The organism is Vibrio sp. 2-Bac 85 (assembly GCF_037546705.1).
In the GTDB taxonomy this organism is placed as follows: domain Bacteria; phylum Pseudomonadota; class Gammaproteobacteria; order Enterobacterales; family Psychromonadaceae; genus Psychromonas.
Genome location: NZ_JALAAB010000003.1, coordinates 240,473 through 264,187 on the forward strand (window position 1 = coordinate 240,473; position 23,715 = coordinate 264,187).

Below are 23,715 nucleotides of genomic sequence, written 5' to 3' on the forward strand. Positions count from 1 at the left end.
AAAAATTATAAAAATAAAAATTAAGCTGGGATAAAAGTTTCAACACCAAGCTTATTTGCTTTTTTATTCACAATATCACTTGGTCGAATTGATTCACGTAGATTCATTTCTGATTCTCCACGGATAAACTTACCACGAATTGAGTTGGTATGTACTTCTGTAATTTCAACATCAACAAAACCACCGATTGAACGATGATCACCTTCGAAATTTACGATACGGTTGTTTTCAGTACGCCCACATAATTCCATGATGTTTTTACGAGAAGGGCCTTCAACTAAAATTCGTTGTACTGAGCCGACCATACGGCGACCAATCAATTGCGAATGCTGATGAATACGATCTTGTAAGATAGCTAAGCGTTTTTTCTTTGTTTCTAAGGTCACATCATCAGGCATATCTGCTGCTGGAGTGCCTGGACGTTGGCTATAAATAAAGCTGTAGCTAGTATCAAAACCAATAAAGTTAATCAGATCCATTGTTTGCTGAAAATCTTCATCCGTTTCATTTGGAAAACCAACGATAAAATCTGAGCTGATGGTCAGGTTAGGGCGTACTTCTTTTAATGCGGCAATTTTTTCTTTGTATTGCGCTATCGTGTGGCCACGTTTCATTAAGTTCAAAATACGATCCGCCCCTGCTTGAACAGGCAAATGCAAGAAATCAACTAATTCAGGTGTATCACGGTAAACGTCAATGATTTCATCAGTAAAATCAATTGGGTTACTGGTGGTATAACGTAAACGATCAATACCATCAATTGAGGCTACGTAACGTAATAATTCAGAAAAGCTACATTCTTCACCATCATGCATTGCACCAATGTATGAATTTACATTTTGACCCAATAAATTAATCTCACGCACACCTTGTTCTGCAAGCTGCGCAACTTCTAATAAAATGTCATCTAACGGACGGCTAACTTCTTCACCACGTGTATAAGGTACAACACAGAAAGTACAATATTTAGAACAACCTTCCATGATCGAAACAAAGGCCGTTGCACCGTCTGCTTTAGGCTCTGGCATTGAATCAAATTTTTCAATTTCAGGGAAACTAACGTCAACCACGTTACCTTTGTTTTCTTTCACATCTTGAATCATTTTTGGTAAACGGTGTAACGTTTGTGGTCCAAAAACAATATCTACATAAGGCGCACGACGACGTATAGCTTTACCTTCCTGTGAAGCAACACAGCCACCAACACCAATAATGATATTTGGATTTTTTTCTTTTAGTTTTCTCCAACGACCTAATTGGTGGAATACTTTTTCCTGCGCTTTCTCACGAATAGAACAGGTATTGAGTAAGATCACGTCAGCATCTTCTGCTTCATCAACAGAAACATATCCGTTGCTTGCACTTAAAAGGTCCGCCATCTTAGATGAATCGTATTCATTCATCTGACAACCCCAGGTTTTAACGTGTAATTTCATGCTCATATTCACTGCCTACTATGCTGACTAATTAGTGTGTTTCTTAAAACGAGGTCGCATTTTACGCATATCAAAGCAATCATGCTACTTTTTGTTTGCATGCTTTTCATTCACTTTTATTTTTATCTTGGTAACCGCTTGTATCTTGATTTTAAGCAATTAAAAAATCAGGTTAATTTTCCCAAGTCGCTTTCTTTTACGTACAATGGATATTCAATACCAATGCAAAAATTCAAGGTCAATTCAAAAATTGAGGGTGTAATGGCAAATAGAGAAATAATTATTGTTGGCGGTGGAATGGTCGGTGCGTTATCTGCATTATTACTCGCTCAGCATGGTGATACATTACACCTGATTGAAAAGTCTTCGGTACAAATGCCAGCGCAAGAAGCCCCCTTTGACCTCCGTGTTTCAGCGTTTAGCGCGCAAAGTAAGCACTTACTTGAGCAAGCGGGAGTCTGGGACGATATTCCATTAGAGCGCTTATGTGCTTATCAAGGTTTACAGACGTGGGAAAAGGGCAGTCAAAAGTTAGTTTTTTCAAGTGATGATATAGGCGCAGAACAATTAGGTTATATTGCAGAGAATCGTTGGATCCAAGCGGTATTGTGGCAACGCCTTAAACAGTTAGCAAACGTTCACTTCTATGAAAATACTCAAGTAGTCGATATTACTCAAGGTCTTGAGCAAGATAATGGCAAAAATATTCAACGTGTGACAGTGACTCTTGCGGATCAGCAGATCATCAAAGCTGAGTTATTGCTTGCCTGTGATGGTGGTAACTCAGCAGTACGTAAACACTTACAAATGCCAGTTACAAGTTGGGATTATCGTCAACATTGTTTATTAATTAATATCACCACGGACTGCCCACAGCAAAGTGTCACGTGGCAAGAATTCAGAGAAACAGGGCCCTGTGCTTTTTTACCACTAGCGGGTAATAATGCGAGTTTAGTGTGGTATCACAGCCCACAGAAAATAAAGCAACTGCAAAGCTTAACTAATCAGCAACTCAAGCAAACCATTCTAACTGAATTTCCTAAACTTGATTTTGATTTTGAAGTGCATAACAAAGGTGGGTTTCCATTGGTTCGACGCCATGCTAAACATTATTATCAAGGTAGTGTCGTTTTAGTTGGTGATGCAGCACATAGCATTAATCCATTGGCTGGCCAAGGAGTTAACTTAGGATTTAAGGATGTGCAATGCCTTGTTGAATTACTCACTCAATGCAGTGATTTGCCGATACCTGAATTACTAAAACGCTATCAATGTCAGAGACGACCTGCCAACCTCTTAATGCAAACAGGCATGGATGTGTTTTATAAAGTCAGTAAATCAGATGACCCATTGATTCGTATCATAAGAAAAAGCTTTTTAGGTGTAGCGCAACAATCGGGGCAGATTAAAAATAGAGTTATGCGTTATGCGATGGGAATTAATTAATAAGTATACTTGTTACCCATCGAGATGCTGAACTTCGCATCTTGAATGGTAACGGGCATACAAAAAAGCCGCTCATTGACTTTAGAAATTTCAAGTGCGGCTTTTTTGTTGTTCTTTTTTTATTTACAGTTAGCTAGTTAACAGTTAGCGAGGTTGTCGTTTAACTGTTCTTTCCTGAAACGAATTACTGTTCCTAGAAAGAAGTACGACGGTAGCTACGGTATTTAGGTAACCAGAAGTTGTCTTGCAAGCGACGTTGCATGTTCTCTTCTGTTACAGGCAATGCTAAATCATCTGCTATGGCTTGTTTTGCAACGGCGTAAGCTATTTTCTCACTGATCTCTCTAATCACTGCCAATGGCGGTAATAGTGCACCCGGTGCTTTATCATAATCCATTGATGCATTAGCTAAGGCTTGGCTAGCCGCCATTAACATATTGTCACTGATCCCTCTTGCGCGTGAGGCTAATACACCTAAACCAATACCTGGGAAAATATAACTGTTATTACATTGCGATACTTCAAAAGATTGATCTTTAAATAGAGTGTTAGGGAATGGACTGCCCGTTGCAATAATCGCTTTGCCATTACTCCAATTAGTAATATCTTGCGGTGTTCCTTCAACGCGAGAAGTTGGGTTTGACAGCGGCAATACAATCGGATTTTCAGTATTTGCACATAAGCTTTCAATAATGCTTTGCGTAAATAAACCTGTTTGACCACTAACACCAAATAACACGGTTATCTTAGCTTGTTTAACCACTTGCTCTAACCCTAATGGTTGGCTGTGATCCCAACTTTCAATATCAGCTGCCTTTTGTACTAAAGACGTTTGGAAACTTTGTAAGTCAGTCATGTTATCCGTTAATAAACCATAACGGTCAACCATAAATACACGCTTGCGAGCTTGTTCTTCAGTCAAACCTTCACGTTGCATTTGTCTAATAATATGCTCAGCTATACCACAACCGGCAGAGCCAGCGCCTAAAAAGGCAATATTTTGTTGGCTAAGCTTTTGCCCTTTATTTAAACAAGCCGCTATCAGCGTACCTACGGATACGGCAGCAGTACCTTGAATATCATCATTGAAACAACATAGTTGATCGCGATATTTGTTTAACAATGGTGTCGCATTGGTTTGTGCAAAATCTTCAAATTGTAATAACACTTCTGGCCAACGACGTTTCACCGCTTGAATAAATAAATCTACAAATTCATTATACTCTTCGCCTGTGATGCGAGGGTTACGCCAGCCCATGTACATTGGGTCATTAATTAGTTGGCTATTATTAGTACCTACATCTAATAAAATAGGTAAGCAATGCGCTGGGCTAATACCGCCACAGGCTGTGTATAAGGCCAGTTTACCAATTGGGATCCCCATACCACCGATACCTTGATCGCCTAAACCTAAAATGCGTTCACCATCGGTCACTACAATCACTTTTACGTTTTGTTTAGTAGCATTCTGTAACATATCATCAATTTTATGACGTTCTGGGTAAGAGATGAATAGACCACGTTTACGGCGGTATATTTTAGAAAATTTCTCACAAGCTTGACCAACCGTAGGTGTATAAATCAACGGCATTACTTCTTCGATATGTTGCTCAATGAGGTGATGAAATAAGGTTTCATTAGTATCTTGGATGTTACGTAGGTAGATATGTTTATCAAGATCGCTTTTAAATGAAGACAGTTGCTGATATGCACGTAATGACTGCTCTTCAATGGTTTCAATAGTGTGTGGTAACAAACCCGTTAAATTAAAATTATCGCGTTCATCTGATGAAAAAGCGCTGCCTTTATTTAATAGTGGTGTTTCTAGCAGTGCAGGCCCTGCAAAGGGGATATATAAAGGACGTTTGAGTGGCATAATAAAATCTTCTTAGTGAATAAAAGTATGTCTTAATACATACCGATAATTAATTGTATAGGAATTCAACGAAGATCGGCTTAAAAGATGTTAAATTTTTGTTAACTAGCTGGGATCTGTTGTTCTTTGAACTTAACTTTTGTTTACAAAATAATATCAAAAGATCAACCTACCTAAAACAAAAACGTTTAAATTATACTCGAATTAATGCTTAACTCAGGCCCTGTTGACCTTTTTTAAAGTAATTTTTTAGGTAATCTATTAATAACCGCAATTTTTTAGATTCTGCAGCACCTGGAGGGAAGACGGCATACACCTCAATATCATTAAATTGATAGTCAGAGAGTAACTGCACTAAGCGTCCAGACTTTATTTTAGGCAGTGCGTCATAACTTGGAATGCGTCCTAAACCATGACCTCCCTCAACAAAGGCAGTGCGTGCTGCGGCATTATTAGTGCTGATATTTCCTTTTAATTTAACGCTATAGGAACGACTTCCTTTTTTAAGCTCTAACGTAGTAGGTGCAAGTTTATAAAGGATCCATTGATGTGCCGTTAATTGAGCTGGAGTTGTAGGGCGCCCATGTTTTTGTATATATTCAGGTGCAGCGCACAAGCAGGTATTCAAAGTTGATAGCTTAGTTGCCTGCAAACCAGAGTCTGCTAATTCCGCACCACGAATAGCAATATCAAAACCTTCTTTTATAATATTTACCACTTCATCACTGAGGTTTACATCTAATTGAATCTTAGGGTAAAGCTTCGCAAAAGCATTCAACGCAGGCACGATGGCGTGTAACCCAACATTCATTGGGCAGGTTATTTTAATTAATCCCGTGGGGTTGTTTTTTAAGTTTTCTATTTGCTGATTTGCTGCTAAGGCTTGTTCGACAATCACTTTACAGCGTTGGTAATATTCGCTGCCAGCTTCAGTCAATGCGATGCTTCTAGTCGAGCGATTGAGCAGTTTAATACCTAATTGGCTTTCTAGTTTTTTAATATGGTAGCTAACAACGGCGCGTGACAATCCAACATGTTTTGCAGCTGCACTTAAACTACCTTGCTCAATAACTTGGGCAAACACCACCATACTTTTTAATTGTTCAAATGACAGTTCCACTGTGACCTCTTTTCTTCATTTATGAGTGTTGCTTAGAGTAATGCATTGATTACTACACATATTTCAATCTAATAGACTGATAGTAAAACGTTTTATTATTTCGGCTATGACTCAACATAACCTATTCGCAAGTCAGATATCTCTAATGGATGCTCATATAATTTTCTAATTGTATCAATTATTGTAACAATGTTGTTGATAAAGTATGCATTGTTCAATTTTGTATGAAGTTTATACTTTTCAAATCAGCTAATAACTAGCTATTAAACACAATCAACATTAAGGGCATTATCATGAGTAAGAAAATATTAATGGTTCTAACATCACATGACAAACTAGGCGATACAGGCAATAAAACAGGCTTTTGGGTTGAAGAGTTTGCAGCCCCTTATTACGTTTTTAAAGATGCAGGTCTTGATATTACATTAGCATCGCCATTAGGTGGACAACCACCCATTGATCCATCAAGTGAGATGGATGATTTTGTTACTGACGCCACTAAACGTTTTGATGAAGATGCTGAAACAAAACAACAACTAGCTAATACATTGGCATTATCATCAGTGAATGAAGCTGATTACGATGCAATATTTTACCCTGGTGGTCATGGGCCATTATGGGATTTAGCGACAGATACTAAATCAATCAAATTGATTGAAGATTTTTTAACGGCTAATAAGCCGGTAGGTGCGGTATGCCATGCAAGTGCAGTATTATTAGATGTTAAAGATAGTGCAGGTGAATTTGCAGTTAAAGGTAAAGCGGTTTCTGGCTTTACGAATAGCGAAGAAGCTGCAGTTCAATTAACTGATATTGTGCCATTTTTAGTGGAAGATGAATTGATTAAACGCGGTGCAGATTACCAAAAAGTAGATGATTGGAATGCTTTTGCAGTACAAGATGGTTTGATTATTTCAGGTCAAAACCCTGCAAGTTCAGAGCTGGTGGCTGAAAAATTGTTAGCGCATTTGAATGCTTAATGATTAACAATTGAGTTACCGTTGTTTAAGGTAACCTTTCTTACCATAAAAAGTTATCATAAAAAGTTATCATAAAAAGTGACCATAAAAAATTAGCATATTAAAAAACCGCAATAAATAATAATTATTGCGGTTTTTTTGTGGATAAACCTATGTAGTGGTTCGGTAAACATGTCTTAATGGTTGCCATCTAATAGCTATTATCACTACTCACATTAACACTTAATTCGCCGTTTTCATCATCACTAACAAAGAAGTTAATAGGTTGGCAGCACACTTGGCAATCTTCAATATATTCTTGATCGGTATCAGAGGGGTCAAGTAGTATGGTGATGGTTTCACCACAATAGGGGCAGTTGATCTCTTCTTCTTGCAGAAATGCCATGTTGTATCCTTTTCTTTATTTCAATTTCGCTTAATAGTAATTTAACACCTCGGAAAGCTCAACGATGGGTAGTTGTAGCCGTATTGTGTAATGTTTTGTTTGTAGCATTTTATATTTTAATTTTGAAACCACTTATTACATGGAAAGTGATTGTTCTGAATTATTTCCTCTTTTGGGATTGCACTGCCTTTATCACTATTATTAATCGTTATTCAGCTTTTGTGGTGGCTGGTCTTTTTTGTACCATATTAGTTGAGAAAAAGGGGATAAGGCATTAATGTTCCTTTCAAAAATAAAAAATTTTTACATGCAAGGAGTGCATAACCGATGAATATTGGAATATACATATACGATAATGCAGAGGTACTTGATTTCTCTGGTCCATTTGAGGTGTTAAGTACCGCTAAGCGTTTGGCTGGGCATGATTGGAATATCTTCTTGATTGCCGAAAAACTGGCGCTTGTGCAGGCGCGAGGCGGGTTTCCTATACAACCACACTTTTGCTTTGATGCGCATCCCGATATTGATGTTCTGATAGTTGTTGGTGGCGTGCATACAGAGGAAGTTAAAAAAACAAATGTGATCGCTTGGGTGGCGAATGTTGCTGATAAATCAGAAAGGGTGCTATCAGTATGTACTGGTGCATTTATTTTGGCTGAAGCGGGATTGTTAGATGGTTTGACAGTCACCACGCACTGGCAAGATATTGATGATCTTAAGGCGGATTATCCGAAGTTAAAGGTAATAGATAATCAACGTTGGGTTTCTCAAGGCAAATATATTACATCGGGAGGTATTTCGGCTGGAATAGATATGAGTTTGCACTTAGTCTCCGAGCTAACAACATTCTCATTGGCAGAGAAAACGGCAAAGCAAATGGAATATCATTGGCAAAAATATCCATATTCTGAATGTAAATAAGCTACTCGAATATTTTTTGATGTGGATATAAATGGCTTTTATCACTTTAATACAAACTTTAAAAAATATACGCGGCATCAAATAAATGATATTGATGTCTGCATAAATAATTTTTCAACAATAGGGACTCATAAATGGACATCGCAAACTACCTACCCGAACTGCTTTCTGTCAGTGTGATTGCTATTTTTATGGCGATTAGTCCAGGTGCTGACTTTGTGGTGATCACGCGTAACAGTATGTTTCATGGAAGGCAGAGTGGCTTGTACTCTGCATTAGGCATAGGTTTGGCAATTTGGATCCATGTTGCTTATTCGATTGCAGGGTTGGCGATTATTATTTCAAAATCAATCATTTTATTCTCATTGATCAAATATTTAGGCGCGGCTTATCTTATTTATATTGGTTATAAGACCTTCACTTCCAAAGGTAAATTGAGCGCAGAAGGGCAAACGGTTGAGCCTAAGTTATCTCGTCTAGGGGCTGTCAAACTGGGTTTTATTACTAATGCATTAAACCCTAAAACAACACTATTCTTCTTGAGTTTGTTCACGCAAGTGGTTAATCCAACAACACCCGTTTGGGTGCAACTGTTATATGGATTAATCATCTGTTTAGCACATGTTTTATGGTTTACAGTGGTGTCGTTATTTTTTAGTCATCCTGCGTTGGTGAAAAAGTTTAATACTCATAAACAAAAGATTGAAAAAGTGGTTGGTAGTGTCTTAGTGGGATTTGGTGTTAAAGTTGCGCTCACTAGCGGTCAGTAATCGAACCTAAAAAATTAAAGAAGTGAGGACGGCCTCATCTCTCAATCTAATAGTGGGGACGACCCCAATAATGGGGGATGAGTATGAGTTGGTTTTTATTAGTGTTAGCAGGTTTGTTTGAAATTAGCTGGGCAGTTGGGTTGAAGTACACAGAAGGCTTTACAAAGTTGTGGCCAACCCTTTGGACGGTCTCCTCGTTGATCATAAGTTTCACTTTATTGGGGCTGGCAGTGAGAACTTTACCCGTCGGCACCGCTTATGGAGTGTGGGTTGGTATTGGTGCGATAGGAACGGCTATTTTTGGTATTGTATTATTCGGTGAATCAGCTTCTTTATTGAAATTTTTCAGCCTTGCTTTTATTTGTGTTGGCATTATCGGCCTTAAAATAGCACAAAGTTAAGCTGACTCATTTTCAATTAAGGTAGAACATAACATGAATTTAAAGAAAGTCATTATGCTAGGAGCAACCGGCGCAGTAGGTAATCAAGCTGCGCTGCAACTCTCTAAAATTCCGCAGTTAGGTCAATTAACCTTATTGGGGCGAAATCAAGCAAATAATATTGTTGGTGAAGTCATACAGCAACATCAAGTTGATGTTTTTAAACCGGATTCTTACTGCTCATTATTGCAGGGGCATGAGATTGCAATCTGCACTCTTGGTGTTGGACAACCTTCAAAAATGAGTAAACAAGCGTTTGTTGAAATTGACAAAATAGCGGTGTTAGATTTTGCAATCGCATGCAAAGCTGCAGGTATTACTCACTTTCAATTATTAAGTTCAGTGGGGGCTAGCGCAGCCTCACGTTCATTTTATTTACGCAGTAAAGGCGAACTTGAAGATGGGTTAAAAGCGCTTAATTTTGAACGATTAAGTTTGTTTCAACCCTCGATGATCATCACACCTAAAAACCGCTATGGATTATCACAAGCGCTGTTTTTAAAGTTTATGCCATTGCTTGACCCTCTATTAATTGGCTCTCTTAATAAATTTAGAAGTATCGCTGTTGATAGGTTAGGAAAGGCGATTGCTTTTAATGCGTTCACTGAATATGCAGATATAAATAAAAGCGAGACATTGAATTGGGCTGATTTTATTACGTTATCAATGAATATTAATAAATTAGATAACAGTATTGTTATCGATAAATGAGTTTAGGCTTAATGAACCATCGCGAACTACTCACTATTATTCAGTAATTTAGAGCTTTAAACCTAAAATGCCAACAATCATTGATAGAAAGTTGGCATTCAGGTTATTTGTACAAATGTAGGAGTTAGTCGTTTAACCTAAATATTGTTAAATCATTTATTTATGCTTATTGGCTGCTGGAACCGCTACTTGTTGTAGTTTATGCTCTCTAAATTTAGTCACTTGCGGCAATGTTAAGTTGATCTTGTTTATTTCTTCAATTTCAACGCTGACTTGATCGAAGCTAATACCTTCAAGATGACCACCTAGTTTTTTATCACTTGATACAAAATGAAAATGCATGCCAGGAATGCTAATATTTCCTAGGTATTCAGGTGTATATAGCCCTACTAATGTCCCCTTAATATTTTCTTTGTTGTACATTACGCGTGTTTTTAAATACTCCATTAATGGCACTTTATCATTTTCAACTTTTTCTGCTGATGCCATCTTTAAGTGCTTGAAAGTACCTGTGATTTTGTAAGCATAGAAACTGTTTTTAGAAGTCATTTGTGCGCTTAATTTATCACCGAGCTCTGCTAAGGAACTTACATCTTTTAATGTTATGTGTTGGTTAGGGTTAAATTTAAACATGCTCATATAAGGTGCTGTTAACTCTGCAGGTGCTTTGACTAATGATCCATCAAGTTCTATTTTATAAACCACACCATCAAGAGCTACTAGTTCACCATCAAGGTTATCGGCTGTGCCTAAACCCAATTCGCCTTTTTTAAGCATATCGGCAGGCGTAATATCGCCCGTATAAATTTGATTAACTAAAGCAAGCGGAAAACCATATTGTTCAACTGTATTTTCAACAGAAGGGGCAGAAAAAGCACTAGCGCTGAATAAGCTGAATGCTAAAACCGCTAAGATACTTTTTTTGTTAAAGTGTGTATTGATAAAAGTTGTTTTCATAAGACTTCCATAAAGATGAGATAAAGTTAAGAGCAAATAAAAAGACAGATAAAATTTACCTATTTTATCTGTCAAGGTTGGGGGGCGGTTAAAGCGATATAAAATTAAAGTTCAGTAACAAAATTCATGTATTGCTCAAGGTCACCAACAACGGCCTGGTGCATTAACTTGCCGGTTTCTACTGCGTAAGGCTGATTGAAGTGGATATCCCACACATCAGATTCTTTACGCCAATGTTCATAGACCGCTAGCGTATCGTCTTGACCCTCAATGGTGTATAAATCAAAAAGGATATTGCCTTCTTCTTGGCTGCGAGTTTGCGTTATATGATGCTCAAATTGTGTGAGTAATTGCTCTCTATACTGGGATTTTATTTTGAAAATAAAGAAAATAATAAAAAGTTCATCCTGTGCATTGGCACTTTTAGGATTTTTCTCATATAGCGGTGCAGGTGTTGTTTCGTTTAAAGGCATTACTTCAGGTGCGCTATTACACATCACGGCTAGTGCTTCAAGTACTCGCTTGGTATAAGTCTGTGCTGAATGGTGATCAACTGCTGCTTGGTTTTCAAAACGTTCATAGGCAAAAAAGAGATTAGGAGATTTTTTATCTTGATATAAACGCATTTCAAGTAAACCCGCTTCATTTTTTGAACCTTGTTTATCATCATCAAGTAATATTTTAAATTGTTCAATGTATTCAGTTTTAATATCAAACTTAACTATTTGTATCATCATTTTGCATTCCTATTCGCTGTAATATGTTGTGAATTATGCGCACTAGTGATAATTAGAGAAAGAGAGTAAACATCCAATTAATATGGAACATATTATCCATAATCTTGATGCTTTTGTGGGAAGGGTATTAAAATTGCAATAACCTAAATGATAATTAATATCAATGTGGTTGTTTTATTGTCTTTTTTAGATGATAATTAATATCATTTGTAAACATTGTGAATGCTCAAGGAAGACAAGTTATGTTTAACTGGAAAAATTTAACGAACAAAGTTGTTGGTACTTTTTTAAAATATGCGGGTGTTAAATCATTCGTAATAGCTCAGGCTGATACTGCTGCAAGCCATCACGAAATTGGGTCGATGGCATTAGAAAAGCAAGTGTCATCAACGCAAAAAAATCCTAGTAGTGTTGGTCAACATACTGATATAGATTTCATTTCGTCAAATCAACGCGCATTAATACAATTAAACTTATGTGGTGATATTAGCTCCGATATTGAAGCTGCTAATGAAGTTATTACGGCAGCTACCGATGAATTTTTAGATCAGGCGAATGCATATAATGCTTCTGGAGATCTGGTTTTGGCTAATATTCAATATAAAAAAGCCATTACCTTGTTACAAACGGTACTTGGTAGTCACGATGTCAGTGATAAATATTACGCACTACTAATGCGTACTATTGGCCGTATTCGCTGTGAATGGGAGCTATTTAACCATAATACTCAAACATAGCTGAAACAGAATTATTGGTAGTGTCAGGGTTTACAAACTCTATTCAAACTTTATTCAAACCCTATTCAATCTCTAACTAAACAGAAGAGGGGATGACGATGATTATTTTTTATTGCTACTCGATTATTGTAGTGAATAGGAGTCTATTTTAGACATTAGTATTGAATAATGGTCGATACTGTAAATAGTTGATCATAGTTATTGAGCAATTGTTATAATCCATCAATACTTTAATATTAATCATTAGTAATGGATGACATAGTGAATAAGACTCTCAGTAATTTAATAACCTTAGCAACATTAATAGCAACGCCTGTTTTCGCTGCATCGCAGGAAAAATTAACCGTCTATACATACAGTTCGTTTGCTTCAGACTGGGGACCAGGACCAAAAATAGAAGCTGAATTTGAAAAGTATTGTGCATGTGACCTTGAATTTATTGCCTTAGATGATGGTGTGTCGGTATTAAATCGCTTACGTTTAGAAGGTAATAATAGCGAAGCTGATATTCTATTAGGACTTGATAATAACTTAATGGCAAGCGCTAAAAAAACAGGGCTATTGAGTGAACATAATATTGATTTAAGTGCGATTAAGATGTCCATTGATTGGCAAGATAAAACCTTTGTGCCTTTTGATTATGGTTATTTTGCATTTGTTTATAACAGTGAAAAGTTAACTAACCCGCCTAAGAGTTTAAAAGAATTAGTTGAACAACGTGATGACTTAAAAATAATCTATCAAGATCCTCGCACTTCCACACCTGGGCTAGGCCTAATGCTTTGGATGAAGTCTGTTTATGGTGACGAAGTCAATCAAGCTTGGAAACAACTTGCTAAAAAAACGGTCACCGTAACTAAAGGTTGGTCTGAATCCTATAACATGTTTTTAGAAGGCGAAGCCGATATGGTGCTGTCTTATACGACCTCTCCTGCTTATCATATGATTGCTGAAGGCAAAAATCAGTACCAAGCTGCGAGCTTCACCGAAGGTCATTACACACAAACTGAAGTGGCGGCTGTGGTTAAGAGCAGCAAACATAAAAAATTAGCGAATGAATTCATGAGTTTTATCCTGAGTGATGCTTTTCAATCTAAAATCGCAACTGGTAATTGGATGTATCCGGTTACCGATGTAGCATTGCCAGAAGAGTTTAATCAACTCGTCTCACCGGCTAAGGCATTGTCATACTCAAGTGATGAAGTAGCAGCAAAACGCAAAGCATGGACAAAAGAGTGGTTGATCTCATTAACAGATTAATCGCTTAATGCCACTTCCTAATCCATTAACGGTATTTGTCAGATTAATTAAGCCTGTTCAAATCCCCGGGCTTTTACTGTCCATTGGCATCTTTTTGTTTGTGCTAATGGCAGTAAATGCGTTGTTTGCTCATTCTCCTGTGTTAGAAGTAACGGCTATTTGGTCTGATCCTTATTATCGGCACATCACCAAATTTAGTTTTTATCAAGCTGCACTATCCACTTTATTAAGTGTTTTATTTGCGATCCCCATTAGCCATGCTTTATTTAGGCGGGAGTTTAGAGGCAAAGCTTTATTACTAAAATTATTTGCAACAACCTTAGTCTTACCGGTGCTGGTGGCCGTCTTTGGGTTGTTAGCAATTTATGGTAATAGCGGCGTGTTAGCTGGTGTTTTTGAATATTTTAATAGCGTATTACCTTTCTCAATCTTTGGATTAAATGGTATTTTATTAGCCCATGTTTTTTTTAATCTACCCTTTGCTTGTCGTCTATTTCTACAGGCATTAAATGCTATTCCAGATAAACAGCACCAATTAGCAACGCATTTAGGAATGAAGCATTGGAATAAATTTCGATTTGTTGAATGGCCACAGATTGTTGCTCAATTACCACATGCTGCAGGGCTTATCTTTATGCTTTGTTTTACCAGCTTTGCAACGGTAATGGCATTGGGTGGCGGGCCTAAATCAACCACTATAGAGCTGGCTATCTACCAAGCAATTAAATTTGATTTTGATTTGCAGACGGGCGCTTTACTTGCGTTATGGCAGATTTGTATATGTGCTGTTTTAGCTATTTTTATTCAAAAACTATCACGATCATCATCTTTAACAGCCAATTATCAAGGGCCTAAAAATACCTTTTATCATGATTCATGGATTGCTAAATGTTGGGACTTTAGTTGGATTATTGTTATTTCCCTATTGGTAATTCCACCGTTGTTAATGGTGGTTATTGCTGGTTTAAATGCTCAGTTTTTTGTCGTCCTAACTGATATTAAATTTTGGTTGGCTTTTAAGAATTCATTACTCATTGCTTTTTTTGCTGCTCTTATTGCTGTGAGCTGTGCTTTTTTTATTTTGTTAGCGAGTCGGCAGTGGCGATTGATTGGATTCAATGGCCATGCTGATAAAATTGAAATGTTAGCCACCATCATATTAGTCACCCCTGGTTTAGTGATCAGCACTGGGTTATTTTTACTGTTAAGAGAAATTGGTCATTTTTCCTCCCTCGCCCTATATATAGTGATTGCGGTTAATGCATTAATGGCTTTGCCTTTTGTATTGAAGAGTTTGTCATTACCCATGTTACATAATGCTCAAAAATATGAATTATTATGCGCTAGCTTAGGTGTATTTTGGTGGCATCGTTTTTATTGGATTGAATGGAAAGCGTTACGACGACCTATTCTACAAGCCTTGTGTTTGAGCTTTGTGCTGTCCGTGGGGGACTTAAGTGCCATTGCATTATTTGGTAGCCATACTTTTAGTACTTTACCTTTATATCTTTTCCAATTACTAGGCAGCTATCAAATGCAATCTGCAGCTGTCGTCGCGTTGGTGCTATTGGTGTTAAGTGTGGGTGTTTTTATGGTGGTAGAATATCTGTTTAAAGAAAGAAGAACTCAATATGATTAAGTTTACAGACGTTAATTATCATTATAAACAGCAAAGCTTTCATTTTGATTTAGAGGTTGAAGCCGGTAGTGTCGTCGCTATTCTAGGGCCAAGTGGAGCCGGTAAAAGTACGCTTTTAAATTTATTGGCAGGTTTTATTGCGCCTGTGCAAGGAGATATCAAAATAAATGCGTGTTCAATCCTTAAGCAAGCACCGCATCAACGACCACTTTCGATATTATTTCAAGATAACAATCTCTTTACCCATCTTTCTGCCTATGAAAATATTGCTTTAGGTTTACATCCTGGTTTAAAACTTAACGCGGAGCAAAAGTTGCGCCTAAACACTATCAGCGAACAAGTTGGTGTACAAAACTTGTTAGATCGTTTGCCTGCTCAACTTTCTGGAGGGCAGCAACAACGAATCGCGTTAGCACGTTGCTTTGTACAGGATAAACCTATCCTGCTGCTAGATGAGCCTTTTTCAGCCTTAGATCCCATATTAAGAGTAGCAATGTTAGAACGAGTAAAGTCTTTAGCAAAGTCAGAAAATGTAACGGTATTAATGGTCACGCATCATGTTGAAGATGCACTAGCAGTCGCTTCTGATTTTATCTTTGTTGATCATGGAGAAGCGCTAACTGCTGAAACAATAGACCAGCTTAAAGTCTCTCATCCAAATAAGCATTTATCACACTTTTTAAGTGCGCAGGTAGGTAATGCAAAACCTATTCAATAATATAACCGTGTTATAGGCATGATTATTTTTAGCTATAAATCCATATACGTATGAAAGTTAATGGTAGATTAGTTTTATTCAAGCGCTTTATTGTCAGGTTACTTTACAATTTAAGTACTACTAATTAAATGATATTTTAGATATGATTGATGTTTATGTGATCTTGTCTTTTGGAATGGTTATTGCTCCTTCATATTAAGACCTATTAAAAAATTGGTTTTTATAGGTACCTTAAAATAAATGTAATGGAGTACTAACATGAAATATAAAATAATGAAAAGTGTATTGTTAGGCAGCGGGCTATCAATAGTGAGCTTACTTAGTATCGTAAATGCCAGTGTTCTGACTGGGAATTTAACAGTTGATAATGAATATAATGTTTATCTAAGTACAAATGATAATACCCAAGGCGTTTTAGTTTCTTCTGATAGTAGTTGGTATGAATCTGAGGTTTTTACTGCGACTTTAGCTGCTGGAACTGATTATTTTTTGCATGTTGAAGGAATTGACTTTAGTGGGTTTGAAGGTTTTTTAGGTAACTTTAGCTTAGATAGTCCTGACCATTTATTTAGTAATAGTACCGCTCAATTGTTAACTAATACTATTGATTGGAGCGTAAGTACAACAGGTTGGGCTAATTACAGTAATACAAGTTCATACGGAGATAATACTGCTTATCCTTGGTATGCAAATACAAGACCTGCTATAGATGTTACTTCTGCAGCTGAATGGATTTGGTCTGAAGATGAAAATGCAAAACATGTTTATTTTTCAACAGCGATCACTGCAGTACCTGCGCCATCAACAATGATTATTTTAGGTCTAGCGCTTATTGGCTTAGCATCGCGCCGATTCCAAAAACAAGCTTAATTTAATACACTTAATTCATAAATTAAAATTTGCTTAAAAAGCACCACTCGAAAGTTTGGTGCTTTATTGTTTTTAATATTCTAAGTTCCTCCTATATGCTGTCAGCGAGCAAGTCGGTGTACAAAACTTGTTAGATCGTTTACCCGCTCAACTTTCTGGAGGGCAGCAACAGCGTATCGCGTTAGCTCGTTGCTTTGTACAGGATAAACCTATTCTACTGCTAGATGAGCCTTTTTCAGCCTTAGATCCTGTGTTACGGGTGGCAATGTTGAAGTCAGTTAAGTCATTAGCTAAATTACAAAATGTTACCGTATTGATGGTGACTCATCATATTAATGATGCATTAGACGTTGCTTCTGACTTTGTCTTTATCGATCAAGGCACTGCCTTAGCCGTTGAAAAAATAGCTTGCCTCAATACTACTCATAACAATAAACAACTAGTGGATTTTTTGAGCGCCGAAATGAATAGATGATAGTGTCTTTATCTGTGTGCTGTGCAATCAATTTAGGCCACATTCTCTTGCCAAAACAATAGCTTATGATTCTGCTTTAATCATTTTAGTTCCACCAGTTGTATTATTTACAATGATTTATTCCATGGAAGTGTCAGCTTTTTTTACAACTTAATTATAGGTAACTAATTGTGGGTAATTATATGATTGATATTTAAGCGGTTTTTAAAGTTGGATCGTTACTTGCTCCTTTGTAGGTATATTTTTGTTTAACTATTCCCTATAAAACGTAAACAAGGGAAGTAAAGGAGTATTTTATGAAATTGAAATCAATGAAAACGATAGTGACAGGCATGATTTTCTCAATTGCTAGCTTATTTAATGTAGCCAATGCAACTGTGATAACTGCTAATCTAACAGTCGATAACGAGTATTCTGTTTATTTAAGCACCGATGACAGTACACAAGGCACTTTAATCATGTCAGATAATAATTGGTATTCTACAGAATCTTTTAGCGCTAATTTAACAGCAGGTACTGATTATTTCCTACACGTTGCAGGTGTTGATGCCGGATGGGTAGCTGGATTTCTAGGGGATTTTAGTCTTGATACTAGTGATCATGTGTTTAGTAATGGTCTGTCACAGTTATTAACTAATACAATTGATTGGAATGTTAGTACAACGGGTTGGACTAACTATGTAACTTCAAGTGATTACGGGGTTAATGGTGTTTATCCATGGGGTAATCGTACAACTATTGACGCTGGTGCAGAGTGGATTTGGTCAGCAGATAACGACTCAGATAATACTGTGTATTTTTCAACTGCAATAACAGCTGTGCCAGCGCCATCAACAATGATTATTTTTGGTCTAGCGCTTATTGGCTTAGCATCACGTCGATTCAAAAAACAAGCTTAATTTAATAAGCTTAATTTATAAATTAAGCTTTACTTAAAAGCACCACTCGAAAGTTTGGTGCTTTATTGTTTTTAAAATTCAAAGGTTCAAAGTTCCCCTTGCCCCTGTGTCAGACCGGTTTTATGCTCGAATGATAATTTGTCTTGGTATTAACTCTAACCCTGCTTGATAACGTTTAGCGGAAGCATTTAAACCCAGTGCTAAGGCGCTATCTGCGATTAATTCAAATTGTTGTGCTAATGAATTAATTTTAATGGGTAAAAAATCTAATAAACGGTTATCACCAAAAGTGCCTAATTTGAGGGTTTTCATTAATTCGGGCTGGGCAATTAAAACATCTAAAATACCTTCTAACATAGTGTAGGAAGTAACAATAATCGCGTCGGGTACTTTATCCTCTTTTATCCATTGTAGAAAAACTGCTTTACCAGATTCGCTATTAAAGTGCTCTCCATAAGTGGCAGTGCAAGTCAGGCCTTGTCTTTTCGCTTGTGCTTCAAAGCCCGCTTGACGTTGACGCGAAATATTTAATTTAGGTAAGGCTCCAATCAGGCCAATAGACTTTACCTTCTCAGTGATCACGGAGCCGGTTAATTCATAAGCCCCATCAAAATCTTCACTGATCACACAACCAAAATGTTCATCATCTAAGGCGCGGTCGAGTGCAATAATTGGCGTACCTTGCTGTTGTATTTTTAAATAATACTCACTGCCATCAGCTAATGAGCTAGCAACAAAAAGCGCATCGATACGGCGGCTAAGTAAGGCTTTAACTAAGTTTTTCTCTGTTTCTGGGTCATCGTCAGAGCAACCAATGAGTATTTGGTATCCTGCTTTACGAGAATTAGATTCAAGCAATTTAGCTAATTTTGTGTAGCTACTGTTTTCAAGATCTGGAATGATCAAACCAAAGGATCGACTACTACCTGCTCGTAGTGCTGATGCCGCATGATCAGGGCTATAATTATGTTCATTCACCACCGCCATCACTTTGAGTTGTGTTTTTTCACTGATCCTATGCTTCTTCGCTTTACCGTTAATGACATAGCTTGCAGTGGTTTTTGATACGCCTGCTAATTTGGCAATTTTCTCTAATGTCATGCTTAAGATCCTTTTATGTCGATAAGATCAAATTATTGGTAATCTATTTTATTAGCTGGTTGCATTATAGGCTGAATCGATTCACTATAATAGCTGAAACGATTCAGTAAGCCTTGAAGTTGTAATAATTGAGACCAAGATAACGTATCAATTAACATTGTATAAGCTTATTGGACTTTTTTTTGAATGTTTTGCTGAATCGATTCAGTAAAGCTTGGATAGTTGCTAACTCATAAAATATAGCGAGAGGTTAAGACCGATGCTGACACTAACTAATAACGATATAACCTTACAACAAAGTGCAAGTGATAAAACCACGGCCATTAAAGCGATTGCTAAACAACTTGCTGATAAAGGCTTAGTTGCCGAGCAATATGTTAAAGGGATGCTTAACCGAGAAAAACAAAACTCAACGTTTTTAGGTAATGGCATTGCAATTCCTCATGGCACAACAGATACGCGAGATCTAGTTAATAAAACAGGTGTTGCAGTTCATCACTTTCCTGAGGGGGTTAATTGGGGGGATGGAAATATCGCTTATGTCGTCATTGGTATTGCCGCTAAATCTGACGAACACTTAGGTATTTTAAAGCAATTAACTAAAGTGTTATCGGCTGATGATGTTGAAGAGAAATTAAAACAAGCGACAACAAAAGACGACATTATTAAGTTATTAAATGGTGACGTACAGTTTGAAGCTGACTTTAGCCCCGCATTAATACAACTAAACTTTCCTGCTTCTGACATGATTCAAATGAGTGCAGTCGCGGGGGGGTTATTAAAAAATAGCGGCAATGTTGAGAATCAATTTGTTGCTGAGTTAGTCACTAAAGATGCAACACATTTAGGTAATGGTTTATGGCTTGTGAGTGGGGAAAAAGGTGTTAAACGTTCAGGGATGTCTATTTTAACAACTAGTGAAACCTGTGAATTTAATGGTTTTCCTGTCAAAGCACTGATTGCTGTTGCAGCTTGTAATAGTTCTCATGGTCCATTTTTAAATATCATTAGCCAATTAGTTTTTGAGCAACAACAAGCAAAAATATTCAGCTCAAGCGTTGAACAGTTGTTGGCAATATTTACGGTTTCTACCCCACAAATCATTGTTGATGGTGACAATGTTGGAACCTTTAAAATTAATAATGCACATGGATTACATGCCCGCCCGAGCGCGATGTTAGTGGCCGCAGTTAAAAAATATAAATCAGTGGTTAAAGTCGCCAACATTGATGGTGATAATAAATTTGTAGATGCAAAAAGCCTGATGAAAGTGATTGGTTTAGGGGTTAGACACGGAGATTCATTACAATTTATTGTAGAAGGCCCAGATGCAAAAGAAGCACTAGCGGGTATTGCTGAAGCGATTGCTTCTGGCCTGAGTGAGGGGTAAACCATGAGTCATCAAAATACTATTAGCAATAATAAAGTAGTTACTATCACCTTAAATCCAGCATTGGATTTGACGGGCGGTTTAGATACTTTAAATATTGGCTCGGTTAGCTTAGCTACTACCGGTTCCCTGCATGCTGCAGGTAAGGGCGTTAACGTTGCAAAAGTACTCTCTGATTTAGGCGCAGAGGTAACGGTAACAGGTTTTTTAGGGCGTGATAATGAAGCTTTATTTTGTACCTTATTTAGCGAAATGAATGCTCAGGATGAGTTTATCCGTGTTGATGGTTCAACACGTATAAACGTTAAATTAGTCGAAAAAAATGGGCAAGTGAGTGATATCAATTTCCCCGGTGTAGAGGTTTCTGAGCAAGCGATTAATGAATTTGAAAGCTGTTTATTTAAATTAGCAGAAACGCATCAGTTTTTTGTACTTGCGGGGAGTTTACCTAAAGGTATTTCACCTGAACTTTGCGCAAGCTGGATAGAAAAACTACATCAAATGGGTAAAAAAGTGATCTTTGATAGCAGCCGCGCTGCCTTAGCTGCTGGATTAGATGCGCACCCTTGGTTAATTAAACCCAATGACGAAGAATTGTCTGAATTTGTTGGGCGTGAACTTAATACTGCTGAAGCCTGTCAGCAAGCCGCTCAAGATTTAGTTAGTAAAGGTATTGATAATATCGTTGTTTCATTAGGTGCTAAAGGGGTGATGTGGTTAGGCAAAAATGATCAAAGTAGCTCTCATAGCAATACTTCAAGCGATGCTCAAAGCAATACCTCAAACAACAGCCTATGGCGTTATGCCCAGCCACCCAAAATGAATGTGGTGAGTACAGTGGGGGCGGGCGATACATTAGTTGCAGGCCTTTGTTGGGGGCATATGCAACAGTGGCAAGCAGAGCAGACATTATCCTTTGCCACCGCGTTATCTGCATTAGCGGTGACGCAAGTAGGCGTAGGCGTACCTAGTCTGGAAGCGGTAACAAATTTACAGAAAATGATCACTCACAATAACCCTATTTCATCAAACGTGTAAATACGTCGATAACTAATTTAAGGATTGAATATGAAAAATATAGCTATTGTAACTGCATGCCCAAGTGGTGTCGCAAACAGTATTATTGCTGCTGGTTTGTTAAAGCAAGCCAGTGCAAAATTAAATATTAAAGCATCGATAGAGTGCCAATCAACGGTATTACCGGTTGAAGTGTTATCAACTGAAGATATAGCTGCAGCTGATGTGGTCATTATCGCCAGCAATAGTGATATTGATACGACACGTTTTATAGGTAAAAGTGTATACCAAGGTGCAATTGCAGATTGCACTGAAAATCCACAAGCTTGGTTAGATAATGCGATTAATAACGCGCAAGAGCTAACGGCAGCTAATGCAAGTAAAGGGGCGGTAAGCCAACTTGATAGCAGTAATGTTAATAGTAATAGCTCAGACAGTAATGGCGTGAAAAAAATTGTTGCTATTACAGCTTGTCCTACTGGAGTTGCACACACCTTTATGGCTGCTGAAGCCTTAGAGAGTGAAGCGAAACGTCAAGGGCTTATTATTAAAGTAGAAACGCGTGGTTCGGTAGGTGCAAAAAATCAATTAACAGATCAGGATATTGCTGATGCGGATTTAGTGATTATTGCTGCTGATATTGAAGTGCCACTTGAGCGTTTTAATGGTAAACGACTGTACAAAACAAGTACAAGTTTAGCACTTAAAAAAACCGAGCAAGAAATCACTAAAGCATTTGCACAAGCTTCTGTTTTTCAAGCAACAAGTAATGCAAACTCTTCTCAAAATGAAGAGGAAAAGGGCGTATATAAACACCTTATGACAGGGGTTTCGCATATGTTACCTGTGGTCATTGCCGGTGGTTTATTGATTGCGCTTTCGTTTGTATTTGGTATAGAAGCATTTAAAGAAAAAGGCACGATGGCTGCAACCTTGATGGATATTGGTGGCGGTGCTGCTTTTGCATTAATGATCCCTGTATTGGCTGGTTTTATTGCTTTCTCGATTGCTGATCGTCCTGGCTTAGCGCCTGGTTTAATTGGTGGTATGTTGGCAAGCCAACTTGGTGCTGGTTTCTTAGGTGGTATCGCAGCGGGTTTCATCGCAGGTTACGCGGCTAAATTTATTGCGGATAAAGTGTCATTGCCACAATCAATGGAAGCCCTTAAACCTATTCTGATTATTCCTTTTGTAGCGAGTCTATTCACTGGTTTAGTGATGATTTATGTCGTTGGTGGCCCAGTTGCTAGCATTATGGCTGCACTTACTGAATTCCTAACCAATATGGGGTCAACTAATGCTGTTCTATTAGGCATAGTGTTGGGTTGTATGATGTGTTTCGATTTAGGAGGTCCTGTTAATAAAGCAGCATACACATTTGGTGTAGGTCTATTAGCTTCTCAATCATACGGCCCTATGGCTGCTATTATGGCAGCGGGTATGGTACCTGCACTTGGTATGGGCTTAGCCACTTTCCTTGCGAAGAAAAAATTTATTGATAGTGAACGTGAAGCCGGCAAAGCGTCATTTGTTTTAGGCTTATGCTTTATTTCTGAAGGCGCAATACCATTTGCAGCAAAAGATCCGATGCGTGTTATTCCAAGCTGTATGGCTGGTGGTGCATTAACGGGTGGTTTATCTATGTTGTTCGGCGCACAGTTACTCGCTCCGCACGGTGGTTTATTTGTTCTGTTGATTCCAAATGCAATCTCACCGGTATTATTATACTTAGTGGCAATCGCAGCGGGTACAGCAGTAACAGGTTTCACCTATGCTTTATTGAAAAATAAAGAAGAAGTAAAACAAGCTGTTGCAGTTTAAAACAAGCTT

Annotated in this window: 22 protein-coding genes and 1 pseudogene; 16 read left to right on the forward strand and 7 right to left on the reverse strand. The window is 37.6% G+C overall.

Features of this window, described 5'->3' with window-relative positions; translation table 11 throughout:
- Nucleotides 1-20 precede the first annotated feature (20 nt).
- Entirely contained in the window at nt 21-1,442 is a 1,422-nt protein-coding gene (gene miaB / locus MT390_RS05450; protein WP_166370947.1) for a tRNA (N6-isopentenyl adenosine(37)-C2)-methylthiotransferase MiaB, read from the reverse strand.
- A 255-nt stretch (nt 1,443-1,697) separates the two neighbouring features.
- Between miaB and MT390_RS05455 the strand changes: the two genes are divergently transcribed.
- Complete coding sequence (locus MT390_RS05455) at nt 1,698-2,882, forward strand: FAD-dependent monooxygenase (RefSeq protein WP_499440001.1); 1,185 nt, start codon at nt 1,698-1,700, stop codon at nt 2,880-2,882.
- Between the two features lie 193 nt (nt 2,883-3,075).
- On the opposite strand, the gene MT390_RS05460 is transcribed toward MT390_RS05455, so the two are convergent.
- Together MT390_RS05460 and MT390_RS05465 are read right to left on the reverse strand one after the other, a co-directional pair.
- A complete protein-coding gene (locus MT390_RS05460; RefSeq protein ID WP_499440002.1) occupies nt 3,076-4,758 on the reverse strand; it encodes an NAD-dependent malic enzyme in 1,683 nt (560 codons plus the stop codon).
- Between the two features lie 211 nt (nt 4,759-4,969).
- On the reverse strand, nt 4,970-5,878 hold the full coding sequence (locus tag MT390_RS05465; RefSeq protein WP_499440004.1) for a LysR family transcriptional regulator: 909 nt from the start codon (nt 5,876-5,878) through the stop codon (nt 4,970-4,972).
- Between the two features lie 293 nt (nt 5,879-6,171).
- Between MT390_RS05465 and MT390_RS05470 the strand changes: the two genes are divergently transcribed.
- A complete protein-coding gene (locus MT390_RS05470; protein ID WP_499440005.1) occupies nt 6,172-6,858 on the forward strand; it encodes a type 1 glutamine amidotransferase domain-containing protein in 687 nt (228 codons plus the stop codon).
- 190 nt (nt 6,859-7,048) lie between these two features.
- On the opposite strand, the gene MT390_RS05475 is transcribed toward MT390_RS05470, so the two are convergent.
- Nucleotides 7,049-7,243, reverse strand: coding sequence for a CPXCG motif-containing cysteine-rich protein (locus tag MT390_RS05475; protein WP_166370937.1), 195 nt, complete (start codon nt 7,241-7,243; stop codon nt 7,049-7,051).
- Nucleotides 7,244-7,570: 327 nt separating this feature from the next.
- Here MT390_RS05475 and MT390_RS05480 point away from each other — a divergent pair, with 327 nt between their 5' ends.
- The 4 genes from MT390_RS05480 (at nt 7,571) to MT390_RS05495 (ending at nt 10,085) form a co-directional block, all read left to right on the forward strand.
- On the forward strand, nt 7,571-8,164 hold the full coding sequence (locus MT390_RS05480; protein WP_166370933.1) for a DJ-1/PfpI family protein: 594 nt from the start codon (nt 7,571-7,573) through the stop codon (nt 8,162-8,164).
- A 134-nt stretch (nt 8,165-8,298) separates the two neighbouring features.
- A complete protein-coding gene (locus MT390_RS05485) occupies nt 8,299-8,934 on the forward strand; it encodes a LysE family transporter (RefSeq protein ID WP_166370931.1) in 636 nt (211 codons plus the stop codon).
- Nucleotides 8,935-9,017: 83 nt separating this feature from the next.
- The gene (gene sugE / locus MT390_RS05490) at nt 9,018-9,335 is read left to right on the forward strand and encodes a quaternary ammonium compound efflux SMR transporter SugE (RefSeq protein WP_499440007.1); all 318 of its coding nucleotides are present in this window, start codon (nt 9,018-9,020) and stop codon (nt 9,333-9,335) included.
- 33 nt (nt 9,336-9,368) lie between these two features.
- Nucleotides 9,369-10,085, forward strand: a complete 717-nt coding sequence (locus MT390_RS05495; protein WP_499440008.1) for an NAD(P)H-binding protein — start codon at nt 9,369-9,371, stop codon at nt 10,083-10,085.
- 156 nt (nt 10,086-10,241) lie between these two features.
- Here MT390_RS05495 and budA read toward each other — a convergent pair whose 3' ends face one another.
- Nucleotides 10,242-11,042: an acetolactate decarboxylase gene (budA, locus tag MT390_RS05500; protein WP_299660466.1), complete on the reverse strand. Its 801-nt coding sequence runs from the start codon at nt 11,040-11,042 to the stop codon at nt 10,242-10,244.
- 104 nt (nt 11,043-11,146) lie between these two features.
- Complete coding sequence (locus MT390_RS05505) at nt 11,147-11,779, reverse strand: putative quinol monooxygenase (RefSeq protein WP_499440010.1); 633 nt, start codon at nt 11,777-11,779, stop codon at nt 11,147-11,149.
- Nucleotides 11,780-12,021: 242 nt separating this feature from the next.
- Here MT390_RS05505 and MT390_RS05510 point away from each other — a divergent pair, with 242 nt between their 5' ends.
- The 7 genes and pseudogenes from MT390_RS05510 (at nt 12,022) to MT390_RS05540 (ending at nt 18,377) form a co-directional block, all read left to right on the forward strand.
- Nucleotides 12,022-12,516 (forward strand): hypothetical protein, encoded by a 495-nt coding sequence (locus MT390_RS05510; protein ID WP_499440012.1) that lies wholly within the window; start codon nt 12,022-12,024, stop codon nt 12,514-12,516.
- Between the two features lie 249 nt (nt 12,517-12,765).
- Nucleotides 12,766-13,776, forward strand: a complete 1,011-nt coding sequence (gene thiB / locus MT390_RS05515) for a thiamine ABC transporter substrate binding subunit (RefSeq protein WP_499440013.1) — start codon at nt 12,766-12,768, stop codon at nt 13,774-13,776.
- A gap of 7 nt (nt 13,777-13,783) precedes the next feature.
- Nucleotides 13,784-15,415 (forward strand): thiamine/thiamine pyrophosphate ABC transporter permease ThiP, encoded by a 1,632-nt coding sequence (gene thiP / locus MT390_RS05520; protein ID WP_499440015.1) that lies wholly within the window; start codon nt 13,784-13,786, stop codon nt 15,413-15,415.
- Nucleotides 15,408-16,133: a thiamine ABC transporter ATP-binding protein gene (gene thiQ, locus MT390_RS05525; protein WP_499440016.1), complete on the forward strand. Its 726-nt coding sequence runs from the start codon at nt 15,408-15,410 to the stop codon at nt 16,131-16,133. The genes thiP and thiQ overlap by 8 nt, the downstream gene beginning before the upstream one ends.
- Nucleotides 16,134-16,391: 258 nt before the next feature.
- Nucleotides 16,392-17,003 (forward strand): PEP-CTERM sorting domain-containing protein, encoded by a 612-nt coding sequence (locus tag MT390_RS05530; RefSeq protein ID WP_499440017.1) that lies wholly within the window; start codon nt 16,392-16,394, stop codon nt 17,001-17,003.
- Nucleotides 17,004-17,112: 109 nt separating this feature from the next.
- Nucleotides 17,113-17,478: pseudogene (locus tag MT390_RS05535) on the forward strand (ATP-binding cassette domain-containing protein); the annotation flags it as partial.
- A gap of 296 nt (nt 17,479-17,774) precedes the next feature.
- Nucleotides 17,775-18,377, forward strand: coding sequence for a PEP-CTERM sorting domain-containing protein (locus tag MT390_RS05540; RefSeq protein ID WP_499440019.1), 603 nt, complete (start codon nt 17,775-17,777; stop codon nt 18,375-18,377).
- Nucleotides 18,378-18,497: 120 nt separating this feature from the next.
- On the opposite strand, the gene cra is transcribed toward MT390_RS05540, so the two are convergent.
- Nucleotides 18,498-19,478 (reverse strand): catabolite repressor/activator, encoded by a 981-nt coding sequence (gene cra, locus MT390_RS05545; protein ID WP_499440021.1) that lies wholly within the window; start codon nt 19,476-19,478, stop codon nt 18,498-18,500.
- A gap of 259 nt (nt 19,479-19,737) precedes the next feature.
- Between cra and fruB the strand changes: the two genes are divergently transcribed.
- Genes fruB through fruA form a run of 3 tightly spaced genes read left to right on the forward strand, consistent with a single transcriptional unit; the run spans nt 19,738 to nt 23,706 of the window.
- Nucleotides 19,738-20,868 (forward strand): fused PTS fructose transporter subunit IIA/HPr protein, encoded by a 1,131-nt coding sequence (gene fruB / locus MT390_RS05550; RefSeq protein WP_499440023.1) that lies wholly within the window; start codon nt 19,738-19,740, stop codon nt 20,866-20,868.
- Between the two features lie 3 nt (nt 20,869-20,871).
- Nucleotides 20,872-21,906 carry a 1-phosphofructokinase family hexose kinase gene (locus MT390_RS05555; protein WP_499440024.1) on the forward strand — a complete coding sequence of 345 codons (1,035 nt, stop codon included), beginning with the start codon at nt 20,872-20,874 and terminating at the stop codon, nt 21,904-21,906.
- 30 nt (nt 21,907-21,936) lie between these two features.
- On the forward strand, nt 21,937-23,706 hold the full coding sequence (gene fruA / locus MT390_RS05560; RefSeq protein WP_499440026.1) for a PTS fructose transporter subunit IIBC: 1,770 nt from the start codon (nt 21,937-21,939) through the stop codon (nt 23,704-23,706).
- Nucleotides 23,707-23,715: the final 9 nt, after the last annotated feature.

Bases quoted from the DNA above. Each gene is read 5' to 3' on its own strand.
- thiP (WP_499440015.1), top strand. From the start codon at position 13,784: ATGCCACTTCCTAATCCATTAACGGTATTTGTCAGATTAATTAAGCCT.
- fruB (WP_499440023.1), top strand. From the start codon at position 19,738: ATGCTGACACTAACTAATAACGATATAACCTTACAACAAAGTGCAAGT.
- MT390_RS05540 (WP_499440019.1), top strand. From the start codon at position 17,775: ATGAAATTGAAATCAATGAAAACGATAGTGACAGGCATGATTTTCTCA.
- MT390_RS05455 (WP_499440001.1), top strand. From the start codon at position 1,698: ATGGCAAATAGAGAAATAATTATTGTTGGCGGTGGAATGGTCGGTGCG.
- MT390_RS05505 (WP_499440010.1), bottom strand. From the start codon at position 11,779: ATGATGATACAAATAGTTAAGTTTGATATTAAAACTGAATACATTGAA.
- MT390_RS05470 (WP_499440005.1), top strand. From the start codon at position 6,172: ATGAGTAAGAAAATATTAATGGTTCTAACATCACATGACAAACTAGGC.
- thiB (WP_499440013.1), top strand. From the start codon at position 12,766: ATGGATGACATAGTGAATAAGACTCTCAGTAATTTAATAACCTTAGCA.
- MT390_RS05510 (WP_499440012.1), top strand. From the start codon at position 12,022: ATGTTTAACTGGAAAAATTTAACGAACAAAGTTGTTGGTACTTTTTTA.
- thiQ (WP_499440016.1), top strand. From the start codon at position 15,408: ATGATTAAGTTTACAGACGTTAATTATCATTATAAACAGCAAAGCTTT.
- fruA (WP_499440026.1), top strand. From the start codon at position 21,937: ATGAAAAATATAGCTATTGTAACTGCATGCCCAAGTGGTGTCGCAAAC.
- MT390_RS05495 (WP_499440008.1), top strand. From the start codon at position 9,369: ATGAATTTAAAGAAAGTCATTATGCTAGGAGCAACCGGCGCAGTAGGT.
- MT390_RS05485 (WP_166370931.1), top strand. From the start codon at position 8,299: ATGGACATCGCAAACTACCTACCCGAACTGCTTTCTGTCAGTGTGATT.
- MT390_RS05480 (WP_166370933.1), top strand. From the start codon at position 7,571: ATGAATATTGGAATATACATATACGATAATGCAGAGGTACTTGATTTC.
- cra (WP_499440021.1), bottom strand. From the start codon at position 19,478: ATGACATTAGAGAAAATTGCCAAATTAGCAGGCGTATCAAAAACCACT.
- MT390_RS05555 (WP_499440024.1), top strand. From the start codon at position 20,872: ATGAGTCATCAAAATACTATTAGCAATAATAAAGTAGTTACTATCACC.
- budA (WP_299660466.1), bottom strand. From the start codon at position 11,042: ATGAAAACAACTTTTATCAATACACACTTTAACAAAAAAAGTATCTTA.
- sugE (WP_499440007.1), top strand. From the start codon at position 9,018: ATGAGTTGGTTTTTATTAGTGTTAGCAGGTTTGTTTGAAATTAGCTGG.
- MT390_RS05530 (WP_499440017.1), top strand. From the start codon at position 16,392: ATGAAATATAAAATAATGAAAAGTGTATTGTTAGGCAGCGGGCTATCA.
- miaB (WP_166370947.1), bottom strand. From the start codon at position 1,442: ATGAGCATGAAATTACACGTTAAAACCTGGGGTTGTCAGATGAATGAA.
- MT390_RS05475 (WP_166370937.1), bottom strand. From the start codon at position 7,243: ATGGCATTTCTGCAAGAAGAAGAGATCAACTGCCCCTATTGTGGTGAA.
- MT390_RS05460 (WP_499440002.1), bottom strand. From the start codon at position 4,758: ATGCCACTCAAACGTCCTTTATATATCCCCTTTGCAGGGCCTGCACTG.